Annotated in this window: 17 protein-coding genes; 7 read left to right on the forward strand and 10 right to left on the reverse strand. The window is 58.7% G+C overall.

Annotated features, from left to right (window positions below; all coding sequences use genetic code 11):
* Positions 1-2 precede the first annotated feature (2 nt).
* Both gdhB and U3A55_RS04030 read left to right on the forward strand, forming a co-directional pair.
* Positions 3-1,298, forward strand: a complete 1,296-nt coding sequence (gene gdhB, locus U3A55_RS04025; RefSeq protein WP_330990206.1) for a glutamate dehydrogenase GdhB — start codon at positions 3-5, stop codon at positions 1,296-1,298.
* 144 nt (positions 1,299-1,442) lie between these two features.
* A complete protein-coding gene (locus U3A55_RS04030) occupies positions 1,443-2,288 on the forward strand; it encodes a bile acid:sodium symporter family protein (RefSeq protein WP_330990207.1) in 846 nt (281 codons plus the stop codon).
* A 68-nt stretch (positions 2,289-2,356) separates the two neighbouring features.
* On the opposite strand, the gene U3A55_RS04035 is transcribed toward U3A55_RS04030, so the two are convergent.
* From U3A55_RS04035 to U3A55_RS04070, 8 genes are all read right to left on the reverse strand, one after another.
* Positions 2,357-3,013 (reverse strand): trimeric intracellular cation channel family protein, encoded by a 657-nt coding sequence (locus U3A55_RS04035; RefSeq protein ID WP_442978264.1) that lies wholly within the window; start codon positions 3,011-3,013, stop codon positions 2,357-2,359.
* A gap of 151 nt (positions 3,014-3,164) precedes the next feature.
* Positions 3,165-3,983 (reverse strand): hypothetical protein, encoded by an 819-nt coding sequence (locus U3A55_RS04040; protein ID WP_330990208.1) that lies wholly within the window; start codon positions 3,981-3,983, stop codon positions 3,165-3,167.
* A gap of 90 nt (positions 3,984-4,073) precedes the next feature.
* Positions 4,074-5,021, reverse strand: a complete 948-nt coding sequence (locus tag U3A55_RS04045; protein ID WP_330990209.1) for an ArdC-like ssDNA-binding domain-containing protein — start codon at positions 5,019-5,021, stop codon at positions 4,074-4,076.
* An 86-nt stretch (positions 5,022-5,107) separates the two neighbouring features.
* Positions 5,108-5,455, reverse strand: coding sequence for a hypothetical protein (locus U3A55_RS04050; protein WP_330990210.1), 348 nt, complete (start codon positions 5,453-5,455; stop codon positions 5,108-5,110).
* Positions 5,456-5,526: 71 nt separating this feature from the next.
* Positions 5,527-6,582 (reverse strand): DUF6610 family protein, encoded by a 1,056-nt coding sequence (locus tag U3A55_RS04055; RefSeq protein WP_330990211.1) that lies wholly within the window; start codon positions 6,580-6,582, stop codon positions 5,527-5,529.
* Between the two features lie 72 nt (positions 6,583-6,654).
* The gene (locus U3A55_RS04060; protein ID WP_442978265.1) at positions 6,655-6,927 is read right to left on the reverse strand and encodes a hypothetical protein; all 273 of its coding nucleotides are present in this window, start codon (positions 6,925-6,927) and stop codon (positions 6,655-6,657) included.
* Between the two features lie 146 nt (positions 6,928-7,073).
* The gene (locus U3A55_RS04065) at positions 7,074-7,712 is read right to left on the reverse strand and encodes a trimeric intracellular cation channel family protein (protein WP_330990212.1); all 639 of its coding nucleotides are present in this window, start codon (positions 7,710-7,712) and stop codon (positions 7,074-7,076) included.
* On the reverse strand, positions 7,712-8,686 hold the full coding sequence (locus U3A55_RS04070; protein ID WP_330990213.1) for a DMT family transporter: 975 nt from the start codon (positions 8,684-8,686) through the stop codon (positions 7,712-7,714). Before U3A55_RS04070 ends, U3A55_RS04065 begins: the two co-directional genes overlap by 1 nt.
* Positions 8,687-8,843: 157 nt before the next feature.
* Here U3A55_RS04070 and U3A55_RS04075 point away from each other — a divergent pair, with 157 nt between their 5' ends.
* Entirely contained in the window at positions 8,844-9,323 is a 480-nt protein-coding gene (locus U3A55_RS04075; RefSeq protein WP_330990214.1) for an Lrp/AsnC family transcriptional regulator, read from the forward strand.
* A 97-nt stretch (positions 9,324-9,420) separates the two neighbouring features.
* The gene (locus tag U3A55_RS04080) at positions 9,421-9,807 is read left to right on the forward strand and encodes an NAD(P)-dependent oxidoreductase (RefSeq protein WP_330990238.1); all 387 of its coding nucleotides are present in this window, start codon (positions 9,421-9,423) and stop codon (positions 9,805-9,807) included.
* Positions 9,808-9,868: 61 nt separating this feature from the next.
* On the opposite strand, the gene U3A55_RS04085 is transcribed toward U3A55_RS04080, so the two are convergent.
* Positions 9,869-10,303 carry a DUF488 domain-containing protein gene (locus tag U3A55_RS04085; protein WP_330990215.1) on the reverse strand — a complete coding sequence of 145 codons (435 nt, stop codon included), beginning with the start codon at positions 10,301-10,303 and terminating at the stop codon, positions 9,869-9,871.
* A 290-nt stretch (positions 10,304-10,593) separates the two neighbouring features.
* On the opposite strand from U3A55_RS04085, the gene U3A55_RS04090 reads away from it, so the two are divergent.
* A complete protein-coding gene (locus U3A55_RS04090) occupies positions 10,594-10,917 on the forward strand; it encodes a DMT family transporter (protein WP_114579067.1) in 324 nt (107 codons plus the stop codon).
* A 28-nt stretch (positions 10,918-10,945) separates the two neighbouring features.
* Here U3A55_RS04090 and U3A55_RS04095 read toward each other — a convergent pair whose 3' ends face one another.
* A complete protein-coding gene (locus tag U3A55_RS04095) occupies positions 10,946-11,410 on the reverse strand; it encodes a nucleoside deaminase (RefSeq protein WP_330990216.1) in 465 nt (154 codons plus the stop codon).
* 244 nt (positions 11,411-11,654) lie between these two features.
* On the opposite strand from U3A55_RS04095, the gene U3A55_RS04100 reads away from it, so the two are divergent.
* Together U3A55_RS04100 and U3A55_RS04105 are read left to right on the forward strand one after the other, a co-directional pair.
* A complete protein-coding gene (locus U3A55_RS04100) occupies positions 11,655-12,578 on the forward strand; it encodes an NADP-dependent oxidoreductase (RefSeq protein ID WP_330990217.1) in 924 nt (307 codons plus the stop codon).
* Between the two features lie 169 nt (positions 12,579-12,747).
* Positions 12,748-13,914: an MFS transporter gene (locus tag U3A55_RS04105; RefSeq protein ID WP_283102428.1), complete on the forward strand. Its 1,167-nt coding sequence runs from the start codon at positions 12,748-12,750 to the stop codon at positions 13,912-13,914.
* Positions 13,915-13,936 lie beyond the last annotated feature (22 nt).

The raw sequence follows: 13,936 nt of genomic DNA on the forward strand, positions 1-13,936 counted from the left end.
CTATGGCTTCGACATCCACGACGCACGACGACGAGCCGCCGGAGGAACCGACCGAGGAGGAGTCCGCGCTGGAGACCGCCCGCCGCCAGCTCGAGCATGCCGCTGACCACCTCAACATCGACCAGCACATCGTCGAACGCCTCAAACACCCCAAGAAGGTTCACGAGGTAACTGTCCCTATCGAGCGGGAGAACGGCGACGTTGAGGTGTATACTGGCTATCGAGCGCAACACGACAGCGTCCGTGGTCCGTTCAAGGGCGGCCTCCGATACCATCCTGATGTCACCCGTGAGGAGTGTGTCGGCCTCGGGATGTGGATGACTTGGAAATGCGCTGTGATGGACATCCCGTTCGGCGGCGCCAAAGGCGGAATTGCCGTGAACCCGAAGGAACTGACTGACGACGAGAAAGAGCAGTTGACCCGCCGGTTCGCCGATGAGCTCCGGGCGGTCATCGGCCCAACGCAGGACATCCCAGCCCCGGACATGGGGACGGATCCACAGACGATGGCGTGGCTGATGGACGCCTACTCGATGCAGGAGGGCGAGACCATCCCCGGCGTCGTCACCGGTAAACCGCCAATCGTCGGCGGCAGCAAAGGCCGTGATGGGGCACCGGGGCGGAGCGTCGCCATCATCACACGCGAGGCGATCGACTACTACGAGAAGGACATCAAGGAGACGTCGGTCGCCATCCAGGGGTACGGCAGCGTCGGGTCGAACGCCGCCCGCCTGCTCGACGACTGGGGGGCGAACGTGGTCGCCGTCAGCGACGTCAACGGCGGCATCTACGACCCGAACGGTCTGGACACGCATTCGATTCCCTCGCATCACGAACAGCCGGAAGCCGTCATGGGCCACGAGGCACCCGAGACGGTGAGCAACGATGAGCTGCTAGAACTCGATGTGGACGTGGTGATTCCGGCCGCTATCGGGAACGTACTGACGGCTGAGAATGCCGACGACGTTGTCGCGGATATCGTCGTCGAGGGTGCGAACGGTCCGACGACGACTGCGGCGAGCAAGATCTTTGCTGAACGCGGCGTTCCCGTGATTCCGGACATCCTCGCGAACGCCGGCGGGGTGACGGTGAGCTACTTCGAGTGGTTGCAGGACATCAACCGCCGCGCGTGGTCGCTGGAGCGCGTCAACGACGAGCTGGAGACAGAGATGCTAGCCGCCTGGGGGGACGTCCGCGAGGAGTTCGAAGCGCGGGATGTGACCTGGCGTGATGCAGCGTACATCGTCGCACTCTCCCGGATTGCGGAGGCTCACGAGGCGCGTGGGCTGTGGCCCTAGCTTCGGTCGCGCTGGGTTCTAGCCCGTGGCGTTGCGTGCATCGCCATTCGTGGTACTTGCACGGGTATCTTCGTCCCAAACAAAATCGAATGCTCCGGAACGGCCCCACGGGGCATCTGGAACCGACTGACGCTGTGGTAATAGATGGTAGGAGATACGATTAACACGGTTGTCAACCTCGGAACGACCGTCTTCGTCCTCTCGACGATGCTCGCTGTGGGGCTAGACTTGTCTCTCGGGCAATTCCGAGAGGCAGTCGGGAGACCTCGACTCGTGACGAAGTCGCTGCTGGTGAACTTGGTCGTTGTCCCGACACTCGCATACCTACTTGTCCGTACGATCCCGATGGCGCCCAGCTACGCCGCCGGCGTGGTGTTGCTCGCGGTGGCGCCCGGGGCACCGTTTGGGCCGAAGCTCGCCGAAATTTCGGACAGCGACCTCGCATTCGCGAGCGGGCTTATGGCTATCCTTGCAGTCGTGTCGGTTGCGACAATCCCCGTGTCTCTAGCGCTTCTCTTGCCAGGTAGTGTGACCGTGGACCCGTTCGCGATCGGCCGACTGGTCTTCGGCGTTCAACTCGTCCCCCTGCTCGCTGGGCTCGCTGTCACGGCCCTCAAGACGCCCGTAGCGGATGCGCTGTACCCGTCGGTGCAGCGGCTCTCGGATTACTCGTTCGCCTTCCTAATCGTCGTCCTGCTGGTCGCTTATCTCGACGACATGATGGCTCTCGTCGGGACGGGCGCACTGGCTGCTTCGAGTGTCGCTGTTGTCGGTTCACTGCTGGTGGGATATGCTCTCGGTGGCCCAAGGCGGTCAACACGTGAAGTGTTGGCAACGACGACCGCCGCCCGGAATGCTGCTATCGCGCTGTTCGTCGCTACTGCTGGGTTCTCTGATCCGGATGTCCTCACCGTTGTTCTGGCTTTCTCGTTCCTCGGTGTTGTCTCATCAGCGCTGATTGCAGCGAAGTGGCGGCGCCGTCCTCGGTGAATAGCGGTTCGGTATTGGAGCTGGACCAACTCAAGCGTGTCCGGGTGATGGAGTGTTGTTACTGGTGATCAGTCGCGTTGCGCCCCGAGATTCTGTGCCGTGGGGAGCTTCCAGTCGTACGTCACGGCGACCAATCGGGTTCCGACAGTCACGACTGCACCCATTATGGCTGCTGTTCCTCCAGCAGCTCCAACTGTCCCGGCAAGCCAGTATGTGGTGGCCCCGAGGACGGAACAACTCGCGTAGAAATCCTCAAAGAGAATGAACGGCGACCGGTCGAGAAGGATATCTGCGAAGGCGCCCCCACCGACGGCGTTGATCGTCCCAAGCGCGACGATTCCAAACGCTGAAACGCCTGCCTCAGTGGCGACGATCGCACCGGTTGTCGTGAACGCGGCGAGCCCGATGGCGTCCGCGACGAGGGTGACTGGATGCGTGTCGGGCGACGATCGGATAACGTTTAGAGAGATTGCCAGAGCGACGCCGAACAGCGCCAAACTGATCTCGATTGGAGATTGGAGGACCAATGGTATCCGGGAGACGAGAAGGTCACGAGTGGTCCCGCCAGCGAACGCCATCGCTAATCCAACGATGCCGATTCCAAACACGTCGAACTCTTCGCGGATCGCCTTCGATGCCCCGACGAAGGCGAAGGCGACCAATCCAATCGTGTTCATGACGGCGAAGGGGTCACCAAAGAGGATGGTTATGACGTCCTGACTCACTGTGTTCAGCTATGGGGACGAGTATCTTGAGTCCCACGTATCGTCCTTTCACTCTATTCTCCTTCATGAAGAGCTGCCCGTACAGTTGAGGTCCATTCGCGATCCCGACTCCGGCCATGTAGACCTTTTCTGGAAACTCGACGAGTACTGTCTACTGGTCTGCTGGAAGGCGGCCGTCTGGTCGAGGAACGCGGCCCCGTTTGATCTCGTGATCGACGCGACGCAGGTGTTTGCAGCCGCCTTCGGGTGAACGCTGCTGCCAGTCGGGACAGGTACACGATTCGTCGACGACGTCGACTTCATACCTGTTGCCGGACGCGGACTGCACCTCGTAGCGGCCACCTTTCGAGAGGAGTGAGACGTCCATCGCTTCGGCGACGGCACGCTTCGTGCGGGGCTCGAGATCGTCCTTTGACTGTGCGTTCTCGTCGACGACCAGTCGGTCGCGAACGTCGCCCGTTCGGCCCCCGTCGGGAGCGACGGCTTCCGCAGGGCCACTGAGCCGCTCGTGGAGCACTTCCTCCACCGGATGGCCTTCCGGCCACAGGTAGTGGACCTCGCGGCGCTCGCGATGGTCGTAGGAGCCGCACGCGGCTGCGCTCCCGGTCCAGACGCGCCAGGCACCGAGCGCGGCCATCACGTTGACGATGTCGCGGGGGACCGTCTGGTGGTCGTCCGGGAAGAACACTCGGAAGCGGGTACACGCTTCTTGCGGCGGGAGGGTCTCCCACCAGTCTTCGCTGGAGCCCCAGCTATTGTACATCGCCTCGTCGCTCCCGTAGCCGACGGTTACGCCGTCGATCGGCGTCCAGTCCGCCGGGAGGTGATCCGCCTCTCCTTCAAGCACCCGGAGAACGGCGTATCGAAGGTACTCGTGGGCTTGGTTGTCTGTCGTACGAGCGACCTGGTCGTGCTGCTCGGCAACGTGCTCAGCTTCCTCGAGGACCGTCGTGAGATAGGGTTCAGTCATCATTCGACGGAGGTCAGAACGCGCCTCCGGCTCTCGGCGGGCGCAGAAAAACTTAACCAACAGAGCGGGAGGAATCCATCACTCTGTTGGTTAATCAGGTAGGGACGAGGATTCGCTCTCAAGAACGTCGATGAGCTCTTCTGCTGTGGAACTGATCCGTCCGAGCCGCTCGCGAACGACCTCGGGATCGTCCGACTCCCACGCAGCGAGGTAGAACGCCGACCCACTAGTGTCGAGCCCGCAGTACCGCCCGACGACGTACGCGACGGCTTCGGCCTCGACTTCGCGTTTCGCCCGCTCGGTGTCGTCGTCGACGTCGAAGTGGAGCAGAGCGTGGGCGTACTCGTGAATCAGCGTCCGCGCGAGGTCGGCCTCGTTCTCCCGATCACGCACCTCGACGAGCGGCTGAACGTCGACGAGGCTCAGCTGCTCGCAGATGCCCTTCGCCTCGCCGTGGGTCCACTCCTCGGCTGGAACGATCCGCACCGTCACGCCGAGGTCGTCAGCGGCGTCAGTCAGCTGTTCGACGAGGTCACCGGCGTCCCCGGACGCTTCCGTGTCCAGGTCGGGAAGCGGCTCGCCCTCTGTCTGGGAGACGTCGAACACCGGCGCAGGCTTGAACCCGACGAGGCCCTTCGACCACTCCTCAGGTGGCGTCTCGTCGTACTCACAGTCGGTGTCCTCGTGGTAGCTCGGGGAGTTTTCGCATTCCGGGCACTGCTTGGTGATGATCGGCGCCCAGATCCAGATGGCCGACTCGCCCTCCGTGACGTGGCGGTCGAACTCCTCCTGCCACGTACGGTAGCCCGCAACCCGGCTCGCCTCGGGACACTGCCGCTTGATGAGGAGCGTGTTCCGATACGAGTAGTCGTGGAAGCGACTCTGGACGTCGAGCCACTCCTGGAACTCTTCGCTGGCCTGCGCGTCGTCGACGCCGACGACGAGGTCGTCGATCCACTGTTCGATAGTGCTGTTCATCTCGTCGGATCGCGTGTCGGTCTGGTCGAAGGAGACCGACGAGTCACTGGTCGTAGCCATTGTGTGCACCGAATCACGTTCACGGCGACTGCGTCTGTTCAGACCGCGCCGCACCCCTCAGGGGCGTTCAAAAACCGCTCTGTCGGTCAGCGGAGCTCGTGGCGTTCGTCCGCAAAGCCAACCGAGATGAGGTACTCGAGGAACTCGTCGAACCGCTCGACGTCGCTAGGCGTGTCGGTCGCAAGATGACGCGCCCACTCGATGGCCCACTGGAAGGCGGGATCCGTGCCGCCCTTGCCGTGAATGTACCACCACCGGGCCGCTTTGAGAACCACTATAGGATTCGTCGGCGGCTGCTCACCGGCGAGCCCACGGGTGATGGATTCGATTTCGTCGGGGACGTCGGCGGAATCTACCTCTGCTGATTGCGTGTTGTCGATATCGACCGGGATCTCGTCGATCGAGACGTTGTCGGGACGCTGTTGTTGACTCACTGGAAGTCACCTCTGAGAGCTTTCGAAGGAGCCCTCGCCCTCTCTGGGGGCACGAAAAACAGGTCGCGAAGTCACGTCGGCGGGAGGTAGACGCTCTGTTCGCCGGCGATCTCCTCCAGGTTGTTTCGATGACGGTGGCTGAAGTAGCACTCGTAGCTGCAGTATCCACAGATCGCGCCGGTATCGTATTCGGCCACGTACGGGCCGCGGCGAGTTCGCCAGACGTTCGTCCCGCACTCGGTACAGGCGGCGTCCTCGAGATCGGCAGGACTCGGACCCTCGTACTCGACGTTGAGCCCCTCGTCTTGTGGAGTCGTTTCGGGCCAGATTCCGTGGGTCCTCCAAAACTCACGGACGCGAGCGAGGCTGTGGCGCACCGTCTTTCGGACGGTGACGTGGTCGGCGTCGCGACCGCTGTCGTCCCAGCCGTCGGCCGTCCAGAACTTGACGTGGTCGGCGTCGCGACCGCTGTCGTCCCAGCCGTCGGCCGTCCAGAACTCACCGAACTGCGCGCCGCGATGCAGCCCGTTCCAGTCGACGCCGACGATGTCGGCTGGTGGCTCGTCCGTGAGTGTCGGTCGGGTCAACTGTCGAATGGCATCGAGCTGCTTGGGCGGACTCCCGCCAAGAATGTGGACGCGCCGCCCTCTCCAATCGGCTGGGTCGGAGAACTCGTGGGCCAGGCGGTCGGCGTATCCTCGTGAATACCCGAGGACGAGGGTCTCGGGAATCGCGTCGATCACCGCCCGCGACTTCGGAACGACGATGAGCTCGGCCTCTGGATAGCTCGCTTGGATCTCACGAGCAGCAGCGACGTGGGCGTCGACGTCGTCGATTTCGTCGACGTCCCCGATGACCCCGACCTGTGGTTCGTACTCGAAGAAACGGTCGACGAACCGCTCCAGATCGGGATTCCGGAAATCGTTGTCGAGCATCCCAACGGGAATCTCGAGGTCCAGGTACTGATCCGTCTGATACCCACAGTCTTCCCGAAACCCGGGGAGAAATCCGAGGGCGAGAGCATCGCCGGCAAAGGGAGCTCGGTGGAGGAACGCCACGAAGTCTGTTTGTCTGGCGGCGGCGATTTCGTGGGCGGTGCTGGCGCTAGAGCTCAGCTTGAGAGACATGATTAGACTCGCGAGGCCGCTGCTGGCTGCCCCGCACCCATTCAGGGACCCGAAAAACCGAGGCACAGTCTGTTAACCAACAGTAGGGGAACCCACGCGGAGTGTGTTGGTTAAGAACAGAACTTCCTCTTCGTTCTCACGCAGCTCTTCAGCCTTCCACTTGAGCCGGCGCAGAATCTGCGTTCGGTTCTGGTGGGCGTTCTCGTAGGCAACGCACTCCTGGAGGATCTCCATATCGGGAATCGTCGCGATACCGGCCTTGATTAATCGGTAATTCGGTGCTTCGAGACGTTTCTCAGGTGGGAATTCGTCGTCACTCCCGTCGCTGATTGTGGACTGTTCCATCTCTGTAGCCCTCCACCCCTTGAGGGCGAGAAAGACAGAACAGACGACTACGTCACCGACACGGCGTCAGGCCATCGCCTCTTCGAAGCGCTCGCGAAGCACATGATACTACTGAACAAACTGATTGGTTTTATTTGAGCCCGGTGTTATCGAGTGATTTCAGTCGTATAGTTGCGAACATTCGGTAACTCCCATCCATATCTGACTGCAATAAGTCGTGATCCCACTGTCATGGTCGCACATCCACCAGCTGCGAGCGCACCGGTTCCAAAATGATTCGACAGTAGCCAGTAGAGACCTCCACCAAGCACGGCACAGCTCGCATAAAAGTCCTGAAGTAGAATAAACGGGGGACGATCAAGAAGAATATCAGCGAATGCACTTCCGCCAACGGCATTAATTGTCGCGACAGCAACTACGCCGAAGGGAGACACTCCGGCATGGGTCGCGACGATTGCTCCGGTGGTTGCGAACGCGCCAAGACCGATTGCATCGGCAACCAGTGAAACCGGATGCCAATGCGGCTCATCGAGGAGCACCGAGAGTGCTACGGCTAAAATCACTCCAAGCACTCCAAACCCGATATTTGATAGTGTCTGGAGCGAAAGTGGCATTCGCAAGACGAGGTGATCCCGTGTTGTGCCGCCGCCAAATGCAGTAACGAGCCCAACCACACTGACGCCAAACGGATCAAATCCCTCTCGAATGGCTTTACTGGCACCAACGAGTACAAATGCGACCAATCCGACTGCATTTGCAACCCAGAATAATGCGTTTTCCAACATCAATCACTACGAACTTCGTGGTCCGTATGTGCCGATGAATCTGTTTCTCGGAGGCTGACAATCGCTTGACGCATTGTGGAACGACTGACAAGTGTGAACCCTGCAGCCACGGCCACAAACCCGACAACTGTTGTCATACTAATTGTTTGGCCAAGGAGTAGAACTGATACGACCGTTGCAGCTACTGGTTCCAGATACGCGACAAGTGTCGTTTCAGTCGCGCCAACCTCTCTTACCAACCGGAAGTACAATAGATACCCTCCGGCTCCAGCGACGAGAGTGATGTATACAAACGAGACAACTGCTACTGGGGAAAGCGACTGTACATCCGGCACCGATTCACCACGAAGAAAGCTACCACAAAACAGAAGTGTTGCCCCAACTAGCATTGCCCACCCTTGGAGTGCTTCCATAGGGAGCCCTTCGTCGAATAACTGGATTGTCACAGATCCAACTGCAAACAGTATCGTTCCGAGAAAGACCAAGCCGACACCGAGTGCCGTCGACGACAGTGATGTAGTACCCACTGATGGTTGTGAGAGAACTACAACGCCACTTATGCCGAGACAGAACCCAATCACGTCGGGAAGTCCACGGGATTCCCCGAGGATGGGGACTGCAACAAGAGCTGCAACGACTGGCGACATCGTGGTGACGACGGATGCGACGGCGCCTGTAATGTGCTGTGTGCCCAAGTAGAGACCCGCTTGATAGCCACCAAACATGAACCCGCCAACGATGCTGATACTCAGGAGTTCGCGTGTCGTTTCTGGTCGCAACCGGTCCGTAGTCAATCGTGCATACCCGAGGACGATACAGCCAGAGACAGCATATCGAATCCCAGCAGCACCTAGTGGGGGAAGCTGTGAAACGACGATGTCAATTGCGGGGAACCCGGCTCCCCAGAGAAGACCCAACCCGATGATAGCTAAGCCTGCCGGAATGTGAAATCGGAATGTGTTTAGGACCCCCATATTCTGTTGGTCGACGGTATGTGGTAGATTGGGAATAAGTGAAGGAATGCGGTATTACTCCGAGCGTATTACGGTAAGTTCGTCATCTATTCGAAACTGGGGCTGCATTTAGTGAATAAGCTGAAGTAGCTACGAACTATGGCATTAGTCACAGCGTATGGACGAGAAAGATATCCAGATTTTGAAATCGTTAGAAGAACTCGAGACGACGAGTACCGAAGCGGTGAGTGACGCAACGGGGATTCCGTTATCGACCATTCATTACCGCCTCAACAATCTCCGTGATGCTGGGGTCATCACAAACGAACGATTAGACCTCGATCTCGACGAATTCGGACTTGGAGTAACAATCCTTGCACAGATATTTACGAAGGATGATCAATCCCATACCGAGAGTGGGCAAGCTATTGCGGGTGTTGAAGGGGTAACAAAAGTCTTCTTCACGATGGGGAGTACTGACTTTATCGCGTTAGCACGGTTGCCAAACAGTGACAGCGTGGAGCGATTGATTTCCGATTTTGAAGCGCTTGAGGAGGTTGCTCGTACTGACTCAACGTTTGTCATCGAACGGGAACTCGATAGTCACTACCCACTCCAACAGTACAGCGAAGAGACTCTCGTTGAAGAAGTCGGGTAGTAGTTAACTGACGCGGTCGTATCACCCGGATAGGGGAGTTGCGCGTTGTCACAAGACATTCAATTGTCGCTCGAATCTATCGACGATCTCTGCCTCTATCACACCTACTACACCAAACCGGAATTCGAAGTTTGTCGTAGTCGCGGTTCCGGTCGCCGACGAGACTCGCCATCTCATGTCTACGGAAGAATTCGCCGCGATGTGCGACGACGCGATTCTGATCAACGTCGCGCGTGGCCCTATGGTCGACCAGGCGGCGCTCGTCGACGCCCTCGAAGCTGGAGTGTTCGGTGGCACTGCCCTCGATATCTTCGAAGCGGAACCGCTGCCCGAGGAGGCTACACTCTGGGAACTCAAGGAGATTCTCATTACTCCACATTGCGCAGGGTCCACTGAGGACTACTATCGGAACGTCGCGGACCTCGCCCGGGAGAACCTCGCCCACATCGCCGCCGGCGAGGAACTCGTCAATCGGATCGTGTAGCCGAGTGGCTTGGGATTACGCAGATCGCACAGGTCGAACCGTGGCACACGATAGACTTTTACTATAGTTGATCAGTGATATTCTCTTTGAGCAGCGTCCGGTGACAACGTTTCTGGTCGGTGTTCTCGAAACAGACGAGGACGAGGTGTTCGTCGTTACGAAGCCGGTCCGTGAGCTCAGCAACTGCCTCCTGAGCATCCGCTGCTTCGGTGAGATGTGTTCGGTACCGGTCCTCGAATCCGACCTCGTCCCAGGCAGCATTATGGGCGCCTTCGTCACACATCCCCTGCATTTTGAAATCCTCGTGGCGCTGTTTGAACTCGTCCAGGAGGTCTGGCGGTGGACCGAGTGCCGGGTAGTTCTCGTCGATCGTCGTTCTGAACCAGCCAGTAGGCCGTCGTACCACACCCACGAGCGTAGCCTCCGGGGAGATGTCTACGAGATCATGCTGTAGCGCTGCGACGTACGTGTCCTCGAGGAGGTCAGAGGTGGTCACGATCTCTGTCTTTGCCGTTCGGCGCCCAGCGTAGTCAACCTCCCGGTGGATGTCTATGGCCCCTGCCCGCTGGGGGGTTTTGTGATCGTTCGCAGAGCGAGAATATGGCTGGGCTATGCTGTCGAGACTGTCCAGCGGGTAGGACGACCGACATCGATTCGGTTAGCGGATTGACGCATTACTGCCGGAGTACGGTCCAAATAGAAACTGCACGTCCAACAGGTATCGAATCAACGGCTGTTTGTCGATATCGAAAGCTATAGTCCGATTTGTGAGCAAGAGCTAGGGGAATGTCGTGGATCTTGCTCTTTGTAGCTGGCCTGTTCGAGATCGCTTGGGCAATTGGCTTAGAGTATTCTGACGGCCTCTCAGAACCAATCCCGACAGCGGGTACAGTCATCGCGCTCATCATCAGCATGGTGTTACTCGCGAAAGCGATACAAAACCTGCCGATCGGAACCGCGTATGCTGTCTGGACGGGGATCGGCGCAGTTGGCACTGCCACGCTCGGCATCGTCTTATTCGACGAACCGGCGACGAGTGCCCGTCTCCTCTTCATCTCCGTGATCGTCTTCGGGATCGTTGGCCTCCACTTCGTCTCTGGAGGCCATTAACGACGACTCACCGAACGGAGTCCGGCGGTTACCAGCCGTACTCCTGGTGGATCTGGCGACCTTCTTCGTTCAACAGTGGTCCGACCACATCGCTGACGCCATCCAGAATTTCCGCGCACCGAACTGTTGGCTCGCTCCCGGTGAACGCCGCGATTTCATCACTCCCGACACTGTAGACGACGCGGCCGAACCCAGCTGTCGCCATCCCACCAGCACACATCGGACACGGCTCGGTGCTCGTATACATGACCATTGCAGCGCGCTCATCAGCGTCGTACTCTCGGCACGCACGGTACGCGAGATGGAGTTCGGGATGGCGTCGGATATCATCCTCCGTAATCTCGCGGTTCGAATCGTTCATGATGACAGTATCGTCGCGGACGAGCACGGAGCCAAACGGTTTGTCGCCACGAACGGTAGCCTCGCGCGCTAGCTCGAAGGTCTCGCGCATATGTGCGTCGTGATCAAAATCGTCGAAATTGGGAGCTGCCATAGCTGTATGGTAGTCTCTCTGGGTGAAGTACTTGGTTGGAACGGCGACTCAGGCTTCGTTTGGCCTGTGACGGTCCCTGTCGGTTGGTCTATCCTTCGGGAGGTGATGACGGTGATTTTTCACCCCGCTGCCAGCCTCCCCTCTGACCTCCAGTATTCCAGATGTAGAGTGGTTAAGAGTCTGCAACGCGGACTTACCTACCGAGGAATGATTCTAAGTGACGGATAGAATGAAGGCTGTTCGCATGCACGAGTTCGGCTCACCGGATGTCCTCAGATACGAGGATGCGCCCCGCCCGGATCCGGTTGATGATGACGTTCTCGTTCGGGTTCACGCAGCGGGTGTCAACCCAGTCGACTGGCGGATTCGTCAGGGAATGCAGATGGTGTCGATGCTGCCCGAGAATCCGTTCCCCATTATTCTCGGGATGGATGTTTCAGGCGTCGTTGAGGAGGTTGGCGCGTCAGTTACCGAATTTGAGTCGGGCGATGCAGTGTTCGGTGTCAATGGGTTCCCGGAGTTAGGCTCCTATGCGGAGTATTCGACTACACCTGCCGAACAACTTGCCCCGAAGCCAAAATCTCTCGATCACGAGGGGGCAGCTGGCGTGCCGGTCGTCACGCAGACCGCCTGCCAAGCGTTGTTCGAGTATGCTGATTGCACGGCCGACCAGCGAGTTCTCATCCACGGCGCAGCCGGTGGTGTCGGACACATGGCCGTTCAGCTGGCGAAATGGAAGGGGGCCGACGTAATCGCCACGGCATCGGGATACAGCGAAGACTATCTCCGGGAGTTAGGCGTCGACGAGTTCGTGAACTACCGCGAGGAGCGCTTCGAGTCAGTGATTGACGAGGTCGATATCGTGGTAGATACAGTCGGGGGTGAAGTCCCAGCACGCTCAGTCGACGTGCTCAAGGAAAATGGGGTGCTCGTTTCAGTCGTTGGACAACCATCGGGAGCGCTCACCAACAACCACGACATCGATGTACAGGTGGTAAGTGGGCGGTCGAATTCCCCGTCACTGCTAACCACCATTAGCGAACTGATTGACGCCGGGGAAGTACGCCCCACGATCAGTGCCGAATTCCCACTCGAAAATGCAGCTCAGGCACACGAAGTAGGTGAGACAGAACACGTACGAGGGAAACTGGTTCTCAGCGTAGCGTGATTCGACGTGTCATACATTGAATTGGGATCTACAGCCAATATCGAGAGGATCTACCATTTCAATTTTGTGACAATAATATTAGAACTAATCCTCCAACACCGATCAACGTGACCATCGCCCTGTAGCGGATGACTTACGGGATGCACTTACCGAGAGAGTAATAGAACGGATGGAATGGATACGGAAACTCCGGAACTCACCAGCAGCAGCCGTGATTTTCGCGAGTACGCTCGTCGCTGTCATGGGTGTCTCACTCATCAGCCCAGTACTCCCAGCGGTACAGGAGGCGTGGAACATTTCGGAGGCACAGGCCAGCCTCTTGCTGTCGGCGTTCACGCTCCCCGGAATCTTTCTCACTCTCCCGATTGGACTGCTAACCGACCGCATCGGTCGGAAACCGATTTTGATCCCGGCGCTCGTCATCTTCGGACTCAGTGGCGGCGGCATCATCTTCATTTCCGATTTCACCCTGATCTTGGTCCTGCGAGCCATCCAAGGGGCGGCGAGTAGTGCGATTGCGATGCTCACGGTCACACTCCTCGGCGACCTCTATTCCGGTGAACAACGACGAGTGCTGATTGGGACCAACGCGGCGATTCTCGCGGTGGGTGCTGCTGGCTATCCGTTACTCGGCGGTGCGCTCGCGACAGTCGCTTGGTCGGCTCCCTTCGCGTGTTTCTTCCTCGCGTTACTCGTCGCTGTTCCCGGTATAACTCTGCTTGAGGAGCCACAACGTGAGGAGAACGGTGGGAATTCGAGCATCCGTGCATTCCTCACCGGGCCCACATCGATGACCCCCTTCGTCGTGCTCTATCTCGCAATCTTCGGTATCTTCGTCATCCTCTATGGCGCGCAACTCACTGCCGTTCCGTTCCTGCTCGCCAACGAATATCAGCTCTCTTCAGCGGGTATCGGCCTTCTCGTGGGATTACCCGCGGTTACGATGGGAGCGACAGCCATGCAGGGTGATCGCGTGCTTCGGTCGCTTACCAGTTTTCAATCGATCGCACTGGGATTCATGAGTTACGGGGCCGGACTCGTCATCGTCGCCGCCGCGGACTCCATCCACGTGGTTGCTGTCGCACTCTTACTGTTCGGTCTTGGCCAGGGACTCGCTGAACCGATTACGGATACTGCACTCAACGAACGAGCACCAGAGGAATTTCGCGGAAGCATCATGAGTGTGCGAACTAGTGTACTCCGACTTGGCACGACAGTCGGCCCGCCGCTTAGTGTCGGGGCTGCAGCACTGTTCGGCTATCGTCAAACCCTGTTAGTGTCTGGTGCCGCTGCCTTCTTGATCGGCGTAACGTGGTTTACGGTGAGACGTCAGTGAACACTCAAAGTCAGCTAACAGA

The sequence above is a fragment of the Salarchaeum sp. III genome, assembly GCF_036418315.1.
GTDB lineage: Archaea > Halobacteriota > Halobacteria > Halobacteriales > Halobacteriaceae > Salarchaeum.